Below are 13,569 nucleotides of genomic sequence, written 5' to 3' on the forward strand. Positions count from 1 at the left end.
TGGAACGTCCAGCGCCACGAACAATATTCACAGTGAGTGGATCAGAAGCGAAGCGCATACCGGTAGTGGATGGGGCGGGTCAGTTGCCGGAACAGGATGTCTGCCGTCAGGCCCATGACACCGAGGGCCAGAATGCCAGCGAACACGATGTCTGTGCGGGCGAACAGGCGCGAGTTGTAGATGAGGAATCCGATCCCGCTTTCGGCTGCCACAAGCTCGGCTGCAACCACTGTCATAAAGGCGATACCCATCGCTGTGCGCAGGCCGGTAACGATTTCCGGGACTGCCGCCGGCATCACCACTGTGGTTATCACTTGCCTCCTGCTGGCTCCCAGGCATTGGGCTGCATGGATTTTCTCCTTGTCCACACCCTGAACCCCGGCCACTGCGCTGAGGAAGACGATAAAGAAGGAGGCATAAACGATGAGCGCCACCTTGGACGTCTCACCGATGCCCAGCCAGATCAGGGCAAGGCTCAAAAAGGCGATGGGAGGAATGAACCGGAAGAAGTTCAGGAACGGCTCCAGCGCTACGCGCAGCAACGTGACACGTCCTGCCAGCAGGCCCAGGGGGATGGCAAAGGCGGCGCCGATGATCCACCCGGACAGGACCCGGCCGTATGAGGCCGAAACGTGCTGGAGCATTTCACCGGAACTGATCAATTCAGCCGTTGCTGCCCCCACCCGCAGTGGACTGGGCAGGAACAGCGGGTTCACAACCAAGGACAGCAGATGCCACAGGACGAGGGCCGCGGCGACTACAGCGGTATAGGTAATCCACGGCCTTCCTTTAAGTTTCCCCTTGGACTCTGCAGGCGGATGCGCCACATGGACTTCAGTTATTGCCATCGCCGTGTTCCTTCCCGTGGTGCAGTTCCGCTGTCAATGCGGAGGCCAACTCTACGAATCGCGCATCTGTCCGATTCCTTGCGCGGGGAAGATCTACCTCGAAAATGCTTTTGATCCGTGCAGCCGGCCCGGCCGTCATCACTGCCACCCGATCAGCCAAGTAGACCGACTCGGACACGTCGTGCGTCACGAAGACGACGGTCTTTGATTTCCGCTGCCAAACATCAACCAGTTCGTCCTGGAGCCTCATCCGCGTTTGGGCATCGAGTGCTCCGTAGGGCTCGTCCATCAGCATGACGCGGGGGTCGTTGGCCAGGACCCTGGCGATCTGCACCCGTTGCTTCATGCCGCCGGACAGTTCCCTCGGCAGCTTCTTGCGGTGCTGTTCGAGCCCCACCAGGGTGAGAGCGTCGTTGACTGCCTGTAGCCGCTGCTGCTTGGCTACACCGCGGACTTTGAGTCCGTATTCCACGTTGCGTTCCACGTTGAGCCATGGAAACAGCGCGATCTCGTTCTGAAATACGACTCCCCTGTCCGCACCAGGACGGACAATCTGATGCCCGTCCATAAGAATGGCTCCTGTACTCGGCCTTTCGAATCCGGCCATCATGTGCAGCAGGGTCGACTTTCCGCAGCCACTGGGGCCGAGGATGCACATGAACTCTCCCGGACGTACTGCGAGGTCAACATCACGGACTGCCGTATACCCTGCCGCCGTTCGGGTGCCTGCGAAATGCTTGGTGACCTTCTGCAGCTCGATTCCTGTTGTGGCGGTCCTGGTTCCGTCTTGGACGCGATACATCATTCCTTCACCTGCTCCGGGGCGACTTCCCTCAGATGATCGACCGCGAAAACCTGGTCAAGGTCAGGCATCTTTTGCAGCTTGCCGTTCGCCATCATCCAGTTGGCGATCTTTTCCATGCTTTCCCGGACTGATGCGTCATAGTGCACGGTGTAGTCGAACTTTGCGTCCTGAAGGAAGGACGTGACCGTCTCCTTGTCCGATTTCGTCCACTTTGCTCCGATCTCAGCTGCCCTCTCCTGGTTGGCCTTGATGAAGTCGTTGGCTTCGATCAGGGCTGCCAGTGCTTTCTTGACGCCGTCAGGGTTGGAGCTGACCCAGTTTTTGTTCATCTGGAGCAGGATCCGGGTGGTGTACACCTCTTCGGTGCCGGGCTCAAGAACGTGGGCATTGTTGATTGAGTTGAGCGCACGCGACACGACGGGCTCCACGTTGAGGAAGCCATCGATGTCACCCCGTGCCATCACCGCCACCTGCTCGGCAGCGTCAACATTCACGAACTCCACTTCTTCCCGGGGGATGTTGAAGTGGTTCAAGTACTCCTGGAAGGAGTATTCGAAGGCGGAGCCGCCGATCAGCCCGATCTTCTTTCCGCGCAGGTCTTCCGGCTTTTGGATCGAGTCATTCACCACAATGCGCTGGTCCTCAGCCGTGGCGACCACTGCCGGCACAACCAGGCCGGCCCCTTGGCCAAGCAGGCCAAGGAGGGGGAATTCCACCGAACCTGCCGTCTGTGCTTCCCCGGCCAGGACGGCTTCCGTTCCCAGGAATCCGACGTCGAAAACCCTCACTGTTGATTCGATGCCGTGCTTGTCGAATATGCCTTCATCCTCAGCGACGAAGACGTTCAGCCAGGACAAATTCCCTGCCCCGGTGAAGGTCATGGGGATTTTGCCGCCTTCGCCTTGCTGTTGGTTGCCTCCCCCGCAGCCTGTGGTGACGAATGCAAGAGCGAGACACAAAAGTCCGATGAGTCCGGAGCGTCCGGAATTCAGAACTTTCACGATGTTCCTTCTTTCTTGAGGGGTGGTACGACTGCGCCTGACGCGAATTCCTGGCCACTGATGGGGCCCTCAAGAATGGTGTCCAAGCGCACCGGCCTTCCGCCGGCGTCAACGGAGGCCTGTGCTGCCTCCATCACTGCTGTGGCTTCCAAGGGATAGGTATAGGGAAGAGGCGGCCTGCCTTCGGCTGCTCCATGGAGGAACCGGGCAAGCGTTTCCACCATCCCTGCTTCTTTTTGCGCCTCACCTATATCGGCCTCGAGGTAGCCCTTCGAGCCGTAGAGAACCACGTGACGGGTGGCCGCTGCTCCCTGCAACGCATTCACAACGAGCACGCGCCCGTCGTCATAAGTCACGATGATCACCCGTGCCTGTGGTGTGTGCTGCGCCTGGACAGATACGGCGCCCGGGCCCAGTATTGCCTGCCCAACCTCGACCATGTGTGTTGTGTAGAAGTAGGCATTGTCCAGGTAGGGACCGCTGGCAATACAGGTCTTGATGTCCCCGAGACCGGAAGCCTGAGCGGTCAGGCTTAGGACCGAGGGCGACCATTTCCAGGGTGAGGATGTAAAGACAACAGAGCCACTCCTCTCGGCCAGGCTGAGGAGTTCTCTGGCCTCCTGGGTGCTTTCCGTGAAGGGCTTGTCCACAAACACGGGCAAGCCTGCCTCCACGAAGGGGCGGGCCAGTGCTGCATGGTCCTTGCCGTGCCAGGTGCAAACCAGGACCCCGTCAACCAGGCCGAGCATCGCCTCAGGACTGGCCGCTACGTGGTGCACACCTGTTTGGGCGGCCCATTGTTTGACCGTCGCGGTGTCCGGACCCCACCATGAGGTGACCTTCGCATCCCGGAAGGCGCTGTCGGCGAGAATTTGGTCAGCCGAGGGCAGTTCGGGATCCCAGGCCCCCTCGCACCTGAACTGCGGCGGTGCCATTCCTCCGACGGCCGCCGAATGGTCCACTTTGGCTTTGGGAAAAGCCGGCCCTGGGTGCGCGTTGAGTATCGATGCGTACTCAAGAGCGTGGAGCAGATCGCTTCCGATCATTCCTAACTGCACTGCGACCCCCTTTGGTCACGGCCGTACTTTTCCGCCGGCTGCACTGCTTTGCCCGCTTTATTAGTCAGACTAATCCTCAGTGAAAGAGAGGTCAAGGACCGGTTTTAGTCTGACAAACTCTTTTGCATTGGTTCGCCCTGCGGTACCGTTATCGCATCTCTTCAATGGCGAAAAGCGGAAAGGCGGAGGCTATGGCAGCCAACGATCAACCGGTACGCGTCGCGCTCGTAGGGGCAGGCGAAATCGCTGAAGTGGCTCATCTGCCGGCCTGGTCGGCTGCAGGGGACGCCAGAGTCGATGTGCTGGTGGACCCCAACCAGGAACGTGCCCAACGGATCGCCGCAGAGTTCGGCATCCCCAACTGCGCGGTGGACTTCGAGGAACTTCTTCAGTCAGGCGATGTTGATGCAGTAGACATCTGCACCCCGCCGCATCTGCACGCCCCCATGGTCCTCAACGCCCTGGATGCCGGTCTGCACGTGCTGGTGGAAAAGCCAATGGCAACAAACCTGCTTGACGGTGAAGCCATAGCACGGGCGGCACGGGCCAGCGGCAAAACTGTGATGATCGCGGAAAATTGGCTGTTTTCGAGCGCGCGCCGGGAGGCTGAGGAGATTATTCGCAAGCATGCCCTCGGGCAGCCGTTCCTCGTGAAGGCCAGGCACGAAAGCTCACTCTACGTGGCGTCAACAGGCGGTGCGCCCGCCTGGACTTTTTCACCGGATACTGCCGGAGGCGGGTACCTCATGCAGGCCGGAATCCACACCGTAGCGCTGATCGAGGCCATGGTGGGGCCCTTTCAGGAAGTCTCGGGTTACACCAGTGCCGGAAACACCCCACCGGATGGTTTTTTGGAAAGTACGGCGGTGCTGACCGCACTGTTCGAATCCGGGGCGCTTGGATCACTGGCTTTCACCGCCCGGTCACAGCATCTGGGACCGCGGCGCCTTGGACTGGAGCTGTTCTTTGACAAAGGTTCGCTTGAACTGGATGTGTGGACTGGCCGCGTCAGTTACACAGTCGAGGGGAGACAGACGACCGTTGAGGATGCAAACAGTTCAATGGGCTTCGCGGAGGAAATCAGCCACTTTGTTCACTGCCTGAGGACTGGATCCGAACCGGAGACAAGCCCGGCCCGTCTGCTCAGCAGCTTGAAAACCGTATTTGCGGCCTACGAGTCCGCAAGGACCGGCAACTCGGTCCGCCCCTCCAATGTGGCCTCAACTCCTGCTCCTGCTGGAGCGAAAGAGGTGGATGCCAGTGGCGACTGACCAACCGCACGGACCGTTGCTTGCCGAATACCTCAAAGGCGAACAGCTGGCCCGCGGACGGCTTGCCCGGCCCACCACAGGCCAAGCCCAGCTCGAACGGCTGCCGCTTCGCTGCTGGTTGAGCGGGACGGGAACTCCCGCAGTGGTTGATGGCCGCTATGGCCCCTCCACCGTGCTGTCCATCGGCGAGGACCTGGTCATGGTTGATACCGGCAATGGCTGCGCCTACCAGCTGTTCCGGCTCGGCAGGCGCCCCGAAGAAGTTACGCACGTACTCATCACCCACAACCATGTGGACCACAACGCTGATCTAGGCTTCCTGATTCTGGCGCCATGGATCCATCGAACGCAGGAAAAACCGCCCACTGTCATCGGTCCCCCCGGCACGCTCGAATACGTGAACCGGATCTTCGCCGCTCACGACTACGACATCCGGGCCAGGCTTCCGCATGGATATGATCCTGAAGGGCTGAGCGTGCCGGTCATCGAGGTTGATGACGGCCTTACCTTGAATTTTTCGGGGTGGCAGGTGTCAGCTGTGAAGGTAGAGCATTCTCCTGTCGAGGACGCCTTTGGGTACGTGTTCCGAACCGCTGCCCACGCTGTTGCCATATCCGGTGATACCCGGCCCTCTGACAGTCTGATTGCGGCGGCGCAGGGCGTGGACGTGCTGATCCACGAAGCGCTTTTCCCCGGCTACGGGATTCCGGATTATCACACGTCCGTCCATGACGTGGGCCGCGTCGCCAAGGCCGCCAACGCAGCCCTCCTGGTACTGACGCACCTCATCCCGGGCCACTTGCCGGAGGAGAAGTGGCGTGACATTGTCCAGCGGAGTTTCCAGGGGGACCTTATTGTGGGAACTGACCTGCTGCAGGTCTGCGACCTGTCCTGACTTTTGCCGCCGCCCCGGCGCTGAAGCCAACGTGCATTCGGGAAAGACTGGACGGTGCCGCCGTATGCGCGGCTTCCAGTTGGGCGTCCAACCCTAGAATGAGGCATGGACTTCGCGGGTACGCTGTGGACGGTACTGGGGGTCGGGCTGATCCTGCTGATGCTCGCAGACGTTTTCTACACCCTTCTCTACCCACACGGTTCCGGTCCCGCGGGGCAGGCCGTCATGCGTGGATTTTGGCTCCTGTCCAAAAGCTGCGGGGCCGGGGATCCTCCATTGCAGCACCGCTGGCCATGGCCACTGTTATTGCGGTCTGGGCAAGTTTGGCCGTCATCGGATGGGCCCTGCTCTACCTGCCCCACCTGCCCGACGGGTTCGTTTATGGAGCTGGCGTTCCCCTGCGGGGGGATTTCGCCGAAGCGGTCTACGTCTCGATGGTCAGCCTTTCAACTGTTGGCTTTGTGAGATCGTGGCCGCCGATCCGCTGCTCAGGCTGGTATCTGCGCTCCAGGCCGTCACCGGTCTCGGGCTGCTGACTGCTACGGTCTCATGGATCCTGCAGACCTACCCTGCCCTGAACCGGCGCCGGGCACTTGCCCATCAGCTGAACCTGTTCGGGAAGCCGCGGGCCCCGAGGGCGTTGCCGCGCTGGACCCGGGCCACGCAGCCGGACTGCTGGAGTCGCTGGCGAGCAACGTGGCGGCATCACCGGCATCGGGCGGGGGGACCTGGCACGTGATGCACTTTCACCTCAGCCCGAATGAAGCGGGCAACACAGTTTGTTCCTCGGCGCCCGTGTGGTCAAGGACAGCACGCTGATGCAATTGTGCTGGGCCTGCAGCGCTTATTCGCAGGCCACCCCGTCAGAGTCCCCGTCCAGCCCTGAGCGGTAGCCCGGCGAACCCGCGTACAGCGGCGCCGCGCCGGCAGCCACCACCTCGGTGCAGTTGGCGTAGTAAATTGCAGCCTGGGCGGCAGGCTCCACGGCAGCCGGCGCCAACTGGCCGGGGCAACCGGCGAGGATGCCGGCAATCGCGTCGTGCTCGGCCTGCGTCACCCACAGGCTGTACCGCGCCTTCACCGAAACCTGGCGGGCGACGTACTCGCAGCGGAACCCCTTGTTGGGCGGCAGCCAGGTGGCGGCGTCGCCGTCGCCCTTTTGCTGATTGGTGGGGCCATCGGTGGCCTGAAGGTTCAGCGGGTCATTCGCGAACGCTGTCCGCTGCTCCGTGGTCAGCTGCTGGGCGCCCTTCTGCCACGCGTCGCTGAGCGCCACCACGTGGTCAATCTGCACGGCGCTGCTGGTGGTTGTCCCGCGCAGGAAGTTGATGATGGTCGACGTGTAGGGGTCCGCCAGGATCCCGGACTTGACCGTGCACGGAACGCTGTTGACGTAGGTAATATCCGTCAGGTCCCGGTTGAGCATGTCATCACGGGTGTCGCAACCGTTCCGGTCAACGTCAGCCCAGGTGGGGCCGAACAGCGAACGCTCATAGCCCGTCTTGGGCGCCCGGCCCTTAATGGGGAGGCTGGCCAGCAGGTCGGCCGCCTCCATGCCGACGGCAGGTTCCACAACGGCGGAAGTGGAGCCGTCCGCGGTGTCTGCAACCGCCGGCGCACCAACGGTGAAGAGGGCAAGGAGGGCTGAAAGGACGACGGCGGCTGCCCAGCGGGTGCCGGATGTGGACGGCGTTGCTCCGGGCAAGGACGTGTTGCTGGACATGCTGTTTCCCAGGTGTGTGTGCACGATAGTCGGCTGAGTCAGCCGCGCGGCTGGCTCCGTCGAAGAGCTTAGCCGCCGCCCCAGGGTGGAAACGCCCGTATCAGCCGAAGCGCGCCAAACCTTTCCGAGTCCTGCGCTGATCCTGGGCTTCATGATGCAACTGGCTGTGATGATGCTTCCAAGTGTGGCAACACACACGCCGTCCGGCGTTACCGGGAACGGCAGCAGGGGTCCAATTAGCCGCCGCGTCCGGCGTCGGCCTGTTGCTCGCTTTCACTGCCTCGTAGGCAATGGCGGGACCGCCAACTTCTTCGGGCAATAGCAAGGGCGATTGAAAGAAAGCAGGAGGGCGGCGCATTCGCCGCCCTCCTGCTTATTCAAGACGCTCTGCGGGAAACGGAACCCGCTAAAAGCCGTCGATCGAGAAGTATGAACCAGTCGAATCTGCTTCCATGGCAGGCCGCTGGAGGTAGCTTTCCAGTTCCGGCAGGGTTACTCCTGCCGCAAGCGCCAGGGCAGAGGCACTAACGCTGGCATTCGACGCCGTCCTCAAGGCTGCACACAATTCCTCCTCGGCCGAGTCCATCTCCCACTGCAGCCGTTCAAGCCTGGCAGACGCGAGGGCAATGTCCCGCAGGGAATCTGCGTGGGGGCCAGTAGCTGACCCTTTGACGGAAGCCGGTTGGCTGCACGTCGTGGCTGATTGGGAACGTTTCCTGCCGACCCGGGCTGGGCCGTCAAATGGTTCTGCTACGGCGGTCATTGTCATCCCTGACTAGGCCGGCCAACATTCATCTAGCCAGCCTAGTATTTAGGAATCCTAAACAATTGTCCACTCCGCCCGGATCACCGGACTCTTTCGATGTCGTTCATGGCGTCACGCATCCGGGTAATGAACTTCATGACGGCAGACAACTCCTCCTGATCGAGGGAGGCAATAACATCGGCCAGGGGGCGCCGGGCGTGATCAAGGGGCCCTGCACCCGCAGCCTCGGCCTGTTTCGTGACCCTGAGAATGACGGCCCTGCGGTCCACGGGGTGGGGCTCGCGGCGAACAGCGCCGCTGCTGACCAGGCGGTCAACCAGCGCCGTAACTGATGCGGAGCTCAATCCCAAGCGGATGGCCAGTTCCGTGGGCCGCAGCCCTTCACCGGTGGCAGAGGCATCGCGAAGGTACCGCAGGGCAAGGGCGTCCGTGGCCGCGCGGTCCACCATGGACCTGGTCCGCCGCAGCATTGATGTTTCCGCCGCGCGGAATTCGCTCAGGGCATTCAGCACGTCACTGGTGGTGATCCGCTCCCGGGTGGCACGGGTTAGGATTTCCGCGCTAACCGATGGTCGCATGTCCTTTTTGCCTCGACAGGCTACTTACACGATTCCCTAGCAAACAGTGGTAAGGCAATTTCGGTGCGGCGGCACGCAGGGCGGTTTGTGCCTGGACTGCAGGGCCTTGGCCCGCCTGTCATCCCTATTAGGTACCCTCAGTCCATGGACGCCAACACCCTGGCCAACTTCCTGCTGGTCCTCTTCTTCGTGCTGCTGGGCGGGGTGTTCGCCGGGACGGAAATGGCGCTGGTCTCGCTCCGCGAAAGCCAGGTCCGGCGGATGGAAAAGTCCGGCAAACGCGGCGCCCGCATCGCCGCGCTGGCCGGGAATCCGAACCGGTTCCTCTCCACCGTCCAGATCGGCGTCACCCTCTCAGGCTTCTTCTCCGCCGCCTACGGCGCCTCCACCATCGCGCCCGACGTCGAGCCGCTCCTCGAAGGCCTCGGCCTCGGAGCTGCCGCCGAACCCGTCGCCTTCATCGGGATGACCGTGCTGGTGGCCTACCTGTCCCTGGTGCTCGGCGAACTGGTGCCCAAGCGACTGGCCATGCAAAGCGCCGTCGGCTTCACCAAAGTCCTGGCCCCTCCCCTGCACGTCCTCTCCGACATCATGCGCCCCGCCGTCTGGGTGCTGTCCGTCTCCACGGACGCCGTGGTCCGGCTCTTCGGCGGTGACCCGAAAGCCAAGCAGGAAAGCGTCAGCTCCGAGGAACTGTGGGATATGGTCTCGCAGAGCGAGGAGCTGGAGGAACACAGCCGCAACATCCTCGCCGACGTCTTCGGCGCCGGCGAGCGCTCCCTCCAAGAGGTGATGCGGCCCCGCACCGAGGTCACCTTCCTTAGCGGCGACCTGACCATCGCCGAGGCGCGCAGGCAGGTGCGCGACGGCCCCTACTCCCGCTATCCCATCATCGGCAAAACTCCCGACGGCGTCCTTGGCTTCATCCACGTACGTGACCTCATGCCCCGGGACGGAAAGGCGGAGTACGACGGCGGCCGGGTGCGGGATATCGCCCGGGAGATCCTTCCGCTGCCGGGCACCAACAGGGTGCTGCCGTCGCTGACCCGGATGCGCCGGACGGGCCAGCAGATCGCGCTGGTGGTGGACGAATACGGCGGCACGGACGGGATCGTCACCCTCGAGGACCTGGTGGAGGAACTCGTGGGCGAGATCTACGACGAATACGATACCGGTGCAGACCCCGAGGACCGCACCACCAAAGCGGACGGTTCGCTTGATGTGGACGGGGCACTGATCCTGCAGGAGTTCGGATCCGTGTCCGGGATCGAGCTGCCGGACGGGCACTACGAGACGGTGGCGGGATTTGTCATCGACCGGCTGGGCCGGCTGCCGCGGCTTGGCGACAAGGTGGAGGTGGACGGCCCCGCTTTGACCGTGACGGGGATGGACCGGCTGCGGGTTTCACGGATCCGGGTGACGCCGGTGAGCCCGGAACAGCACGCCGCATCCTGACGTTCACTGGTGTGAGCAAACGGGTTGTCATCCCGGTTGTAGGTCCTGGCTGCGATCGTGGCGGCTTTTGGCCTGCACCTGTTCCAGCCCTGGCGGATCTTCAGCAGCTCCACGGTCCCCTACCGGCCCAACCCCTTCGCGTAGGCGGCCTGGCCCACGTGCTGCAGGCAGTCCGCGATGGTGCTGACCAGCCTGACGCCGAGGGTGACCGGCGGATCCCAGCGCCGGTCCACCACACGGTCCAGGTCCTCATCCGTCAGGCTTTCGAGAAAGCCCGCGGTCTGCCAGTGCACGGCGTCGTAGTACTCCAACAGCAGGTCCGGCTCGGCCTGTACGGCGTCCACCTGCTTGGTTGAGTGTCCGTAGCCGGTATCCCGCTCGGCGAGCGGCAGCCTGAACCGGTCCTGAAACCCCTGACCGGTCCAGACCTGCTCCAATCCTGCGGCGTCGGCCACCTGCGCGTCCTCCACCCTGCCCAAGTGCCAGATGAGCCACGCGATCGAGTTTCCGGTACCCGCAGGCCGTTTGGTGAGTGCACCGCCGTCGAGCCCTTCCAGCGTGGCCTCCACCTCCTCACGGATCCGTGCGAAGGCATCCAGCAGCAGCTCACTTGTTTTCATGCAGTCGCTTCTCCTCGTTCGATCGTGTCCAGGTCCCGGACCGGCGGATTCGGTGGCGGGGGCCATGCAAGCACTCTTCCATGCCGGGGGCAGGAGCCGACAACAGCTCGCTCTCCCCTATTTCTCTCCGGCGAAAGAAAGGGGGAGATCCTCCGTTGACTGCGATTTCCCGCGGACGTGCAATTAATGTGGCTCCAGCAGCAGCCGAAGCCACAACCACCGAGGCGGCCTCCCGCTTCCGTTAGGCTGCCTGAATATTGGAGGTCATCATGGGACAGGCACGCGAGGTCATGGACCGGCTCACCACCGCCATGAATACGAAAGACAGGGATATGCTGTCCGGCTGCTACGCAGCCGACGCCGTGGCACACACCCCCGACCAAGGTGAAATCAGGGGACGGGATGCCATCAGCAGTTACCTTTTCGGCTTCTGGGAGGGAATACCGGATGTGCGGTACGAGGTCACCGAACGGCATGACACCGGTGACGTGGCCATTGATGAGGGCATTGTCACCGGCACGAACACCGGACAACTGGTTATGCCCTCCGGGCAAACGCTCCCGCCCACCGGCAAACAGCTCCGGATCAGGAGTTGTGACGTGGCCACCATCAGGAATGGTGAGATCACATCGCACCACTTCTACTTCGACCAGGTGGAGTTCCTGTCTCAGCTTGGGCTGATGCCCGAGATGACCACGCACTGACGGATCCTCTGGCCTAAGCGGCCGCTCCAAGTTCCCGGCGGGCCCTTGCTGTCCGGGCGGGTCCACCATGCCCATTGGTAGGCGGCCGGAAGAATCCATAACCCGCCGGAACGGTAAGGCCTATGGCTACCTAACAGCCCCTTCCAGCCTCCCCTATCTGGTTCCGCGGCCGCTCAGCGCCCGCTGGACGGACGTAACATGTTCCCGCCGGGAGGTGATGAAATGGCCTCCGAGCCGCCTTCCACCTAGGGCATTTTTTCGCCACGAGCTGGGCATCGGTGGTTGCTGCAGTTGCATCAAAAGGAATCCATCAGCAAAAAAATCAATCCACCGGCACAACCGGGGCACCATTATGCGTCTGCTACGCCTTCTCATCGCTCTACTGCTTGTGGCTGCCGGCACAGTCGCACTTCCATCCGCCGCCCAGGCGGCCGACGTAGGAGTGCCTGGGCCATCGTATGCCGGCGACGGCGTGAGAACTCCGACTGCGGACAAGGCCCAGAGCAAGCTCTGGTTTCAGGATGGAAGCTGGTGGGGTCTGTTGTGGAGCACGTCGGCGAAGGCGACGAAGATCCACCGGCTGGACGTGGCAACGCAGGCGTGGCAGGAGACGGAAACGGTTGTTGACGTACGGCCGACCGCGCGCGGTGACGCACTCTGGGACGCAAAGGATAGCAAACTCTACGTCGTGTCGGGCACCACAGTGCTCTCGGAGTGGAGCTCGCCGCCGTCCCGGGAGGACACGGCGTCCGGGTCCGCAGAGCTTCACCGCTACAGCTACGACGCGGTGACGAGGACCTACTCGCAGGACCCCGGTTTCCCCGTCACCCTTCACGATGGGAGCACGGAATCGATCACGGCGGCCAAGGACTCCATCGGCAAGCTGTGGGTAACCTACACCGTCGTCTCCGGCGACAACAGCAACCGCGTCTACGTCAACCACTCGACCACCAGCGACACGGAGTGGGGAACTCCGCTCGTCCTGCCGACAACCAACGCCCAGGTGCACCACGACGATATCTCCGCAATCACGTCATTCCAGGGCGACAAGGTCGGAATTATGTGGAGCAATCAGCGGATAGGGCATAAAGAAGTTCTACTTTGCCGTCCACCAGGACGGCCAGCCCGAGAACTCGTGGCAGATAGAAGTCGCTTACGGCGGGGGTATCAACTGCACCGGGTGCGTGAACGACCATCTATTACAAGAACGCGCCGATTGACAACGTCTCCTTTGCGCCCGGTGCCGGTACGCCAATCATCAGCAGCAGTACGGACAACGACATCAACGACCCCACGTCAACGAAACAAAACGTGAACAGCCAGACCGGCCTGGTGGTGTTGGCAGCTTCCAGGACCAACGCCCGGTACTGGCACGCCCACATAAACCTGGCGAACTAGTTGACGAGTTGTCATCGCCTGACGGGATGCGTGCCCCATAAACAACGACAGATGCCGTGGGCGCCCTGTGAATAGGGCGTCCACGGCATCTGTCCAAGCGGAGTCACTCATGCGACGACGAGTGGGTCAGGTGATGTGCCCTACTTGTCACAACCAATTGCCGTCGCCGTCCCGGCCGAGGTGCTTGCCATGGCGTGGCGTGCCTGGCAGCTTCCCTTCATGAGAGCTTGAGCAGATCTTCACGAATGGCCGGTTCGAACTACACAATTGTCCGTCCCGCTTTTCCGACCACGGCGGATATCAGGGCAACCCAGAGTGAGTGAGCGTTTCCTGTTTATATGCAACGAGTGAGAGAGCGTCACTGGTTCAATACAACGAGTGAGAGAGCGTTCGTTTTTCTGGAGGCTCCTGTAATGCTTCTTAAATGTGGGAGGCCCCAACCAGTGC

General features: G+C 62.1%; 12 protein-coding genes. 4 read left to right on the forward strand and 8 right to left on the reverse strand.

Annotated features, from left to right (window positions below):
• Positions 1-41: 41 nt before the first annotated feature.
• From FDW83_RS14740 to FDW83_RS14755, 4 genes are read right to left on the reverse strand one after another with little or no spacing between them, the layout of a single operon-like run.
• Positions 42-848: an ABC transporter permease gene (locus FDW83_RS14740; RefSeq protein ID WP_138138827.1), complete on the reverse strand. Its 807-nt coding sequence runs from the start codon at positions 846-848 to the stop codon at positions 42-44.
• On the reverse strand, positions 835-1,650 hold the full coding sequence (locus FDW83_RS14745) for an ABC transporter ATP-binding protein (protein WP_138138828.1): 816 nt from the start codon (positions 1,648-1,650) through the stop codon (positions 835-837). The genes FDW83_RS14740 and FDW83_RS14745 overlap by 14 nt, the downstream gene beginning before the upstream one ends.
• Positions 1,650-2,654, reverse strand: a complete 1,005-nt coding sequence (locus FDW83_RS14750) for an ABC transporter substrate-binding protein (protein ID WP_138138829.1) — start codon at positions 2,652-2,654, stop codon at positions 1,650-1,652. The genes FDW83_RS14745 and FDW83_RS14750 overlap by 1 nt, the downstream gene beginning before the upstream one ends.
• Positions 2,651-3,712 (reverse strand): Gfo/Idh/MocA family protein, encoded by a 1,062-nt coding sequence (locus FDW83_RS14755; RefSeq protein ID WP_138138830.1) that lies wholly within the window; start codon positions 3,710-3,712, stop codon positions 2,651-2,653. The genes FDW83_RS14750 and FDW83_RS14755 overlap by 4 nt, the downstream gene beginning before the upstream one ends.
• Before the next feature lie 191 nt (positions 3,713-3,903).
• Between FDW83_RS14755 and FDW83_RS14760 the strand changes: the two genes are divergently transcribed.
• Positions 3,904-4,983: a Gfo/Idh/MocA family protein gene (locus FDW83_RS14760; protein WP_171027578.1), complete on the forward strand. Its 1,080-nt coding sequence runs from the start codon at positions 3,904-3,906 to the stop codon at positions 4,981-4,983.
• Positions 4,973-5,878 carry an MBL fold metallo-hydrolase gene (locus FDW83_RS14765; RefSeq protein ID WP_171027579.1) on the forward strand — a complete coding sequence of 302 codons (906 nt, stop codon included), beginning with the start codon at positions 4,973-4,975 and terminating at the stop codon, positions 5,876-5,878. The genes FDW83_RS14760 and FDW83_RS14765 overlap by 11 nt, the downstream gene beginning before the upstream one ends.
• Before the next feature lie 844 nt (positions 5,879-6,722).
• On the opposite strand, the gene FDW83_RS14775 is transcribed toward FDW83_RS14765, so the two are convergent.
• The 3 genes from FDW83_RS14775 to FDW83_RS14785 form a co-directional block, all read right to left on the reverse strand.
• A complete protein-coding gene (locus FDW83_RS14775; RefSeq protein ID WP_138138833.1) occupies positions 6,723-7,601 on the reverse strand; it encodes a DUF1524 domain-containing protein in 879 nt (292 codons plus the stop codon).
• A gap of 406 nt (positions 7,602-8,007) precedes the next feature.
• Positions 8,008-8,364, reverse strand: a complete 357-nt coding sequence (locus tag FDW83_RS14780; RefSeq protein WP_138138834.1) for a hypothetical protein — start codon at positions 8,362-8,364, stop codon at positions 8,008-8,010.
• A gap of 83 nt (positions 8,365-8,447) precedes the next feature.
• The gene (locus FDW83_RS14785; protein ID WP_138138835.1) at positions 8,448-8,945 is read right to left on the reverse strand and encodes a MarR family transcriptional regulator; all 498 of its coding nucleotides are present in this window, start codon (positions 8,943-8,945) and stop codon (positions 8,448-8,450) included.
• Between the two features lie 144 nt (positions 8,946-9,089).
• Here FDW83_RS14785 and FDW83_RS14790 point away from each other — a divergent pair, with 144 nt between their 5' ends.
• The gene (locus tag FDW83_RS14790; protein ID WP_138138836.1) at positions 9,090-10,400 is read left to right on the forward strand and encodes a hemolysin family protein; all 1,311 of its coding nucleotides are present in this window, start codon (positions 9,090-9,092) and stop codon (positions 10,398-10,400) included.
• Positions 10,401-10,519: 119 nt separating this feature from the next.
• Here the strand turns inward: FDW83_RS14790 and FDW83_RS14795 are convergent, their stop codons facing one another.
• Complete coding sequence (locus FDW83_RS14795; RefSeq protein WP_138138837.1) at positions 10,520-11,020, reverse strand: DUF664 domain-containing protein; 501 nt, start codon at positions 11,018-11,020, stop codon at positions 10,520-10,522.
• 269 nt (positions 11,021-11,289) lie between these two features.
• Between FDW83_RS14795 and FDW83_RS14800 the strand changes: the two genes are divergently transcribed.
• The gene (locus FDW83_RS14800; RefSeq protein ID WP_138138838.1) at positions 11,290-11,724 is read left to right on the forward strand and encodes an ester cyclase; all 435 of its coding nucleotides are present in this window, start codon (positions 11,290-11,292) and stop codon (positions 11,722-11,724) included.
• Positions 11,725-13,569: the final 1,845 nt, after the last annotated feature.

Origin of the sequence: Pseudarthrobacter sp. NamE2, assembly GCF_005796205.1 — a bacterium.
Lineage (GTDB): Bacteria > Actinomycetota > Actinomycetes > Actinomycetales > Micrococcaceae > Arthrobacter.

What these genes read in the sequence shown, in the direction of transcription:
- FDW83_RS14745 (WP_138138828.1), bottom strand. Translation starts at nt 1,650, where the DNA reads ATGTATCGCGTCCAAGACGGAACCAGGACCGCCACAACAGGAATCGAG.
- FDW83_RS14785 (WP_138138835.1), bottom strand. Translation starts at nt 8,945, where the DNA reads ATGCGACCATCGGTTAGCGCGGAAATCCTAACCCGTGCCACCCGGGAG.
- FDW83_RS14740 (WP_138138827.1), bottom strand. Translation starts at nt 848, where the DNA reads ATGGCAATAACTGAAGTCCATGTGGCGCATCCGCCTGCAGAGTCCAAG.
- FDW83_RS14790 (WP_138138836.1), top strand. Translation starts at nt 9,090, where the DNA reads ATGGACGCCAACACCCTGGCCAACTTCCTGCTGGTCCTCTTCTTCGTG.
- FDW83_RS14775 (WP_138138833.1), bottom strand. Translation starts at nt 7,601, where the DNA reads ATGTCCAGCAACACGTCCTTGCCCGGAGCAACGCCGTCCACATCCGGC.
- FDW83_RS14800 (WP_138138838.1), top strand. Translation starts at nt 11,290, where the DNA reads ATGGGACAGGCACGCGAGGTCATGGACCGGCTCACCACCGCCATGAAT.
- FDW83_RS14780 (WP_138138834.1), bottom strand. Translation starts at nt 8,364, where the DNA reads ATGACCGCCGTAGCAGAACCATTTGACGGCCCAGCCCGGGTCGGCAGG.
- FDW83_RS14795 (WP_138138837.1), bottom strand. Translation starts at nt 11,020, where the DNA reads ATGAAAACAAGTGAGCTGCTGCTGGATGCCTTCGCACGGATCCGTGAG.
- FDW83_RS14760 (WP_171027578.1), top strand. Translation starts at nt 3,904, where the DNA reads ATGGCAGCCAACGATCAACCGGTACGCGTCGCGCTCGTAGGGGCAGGC.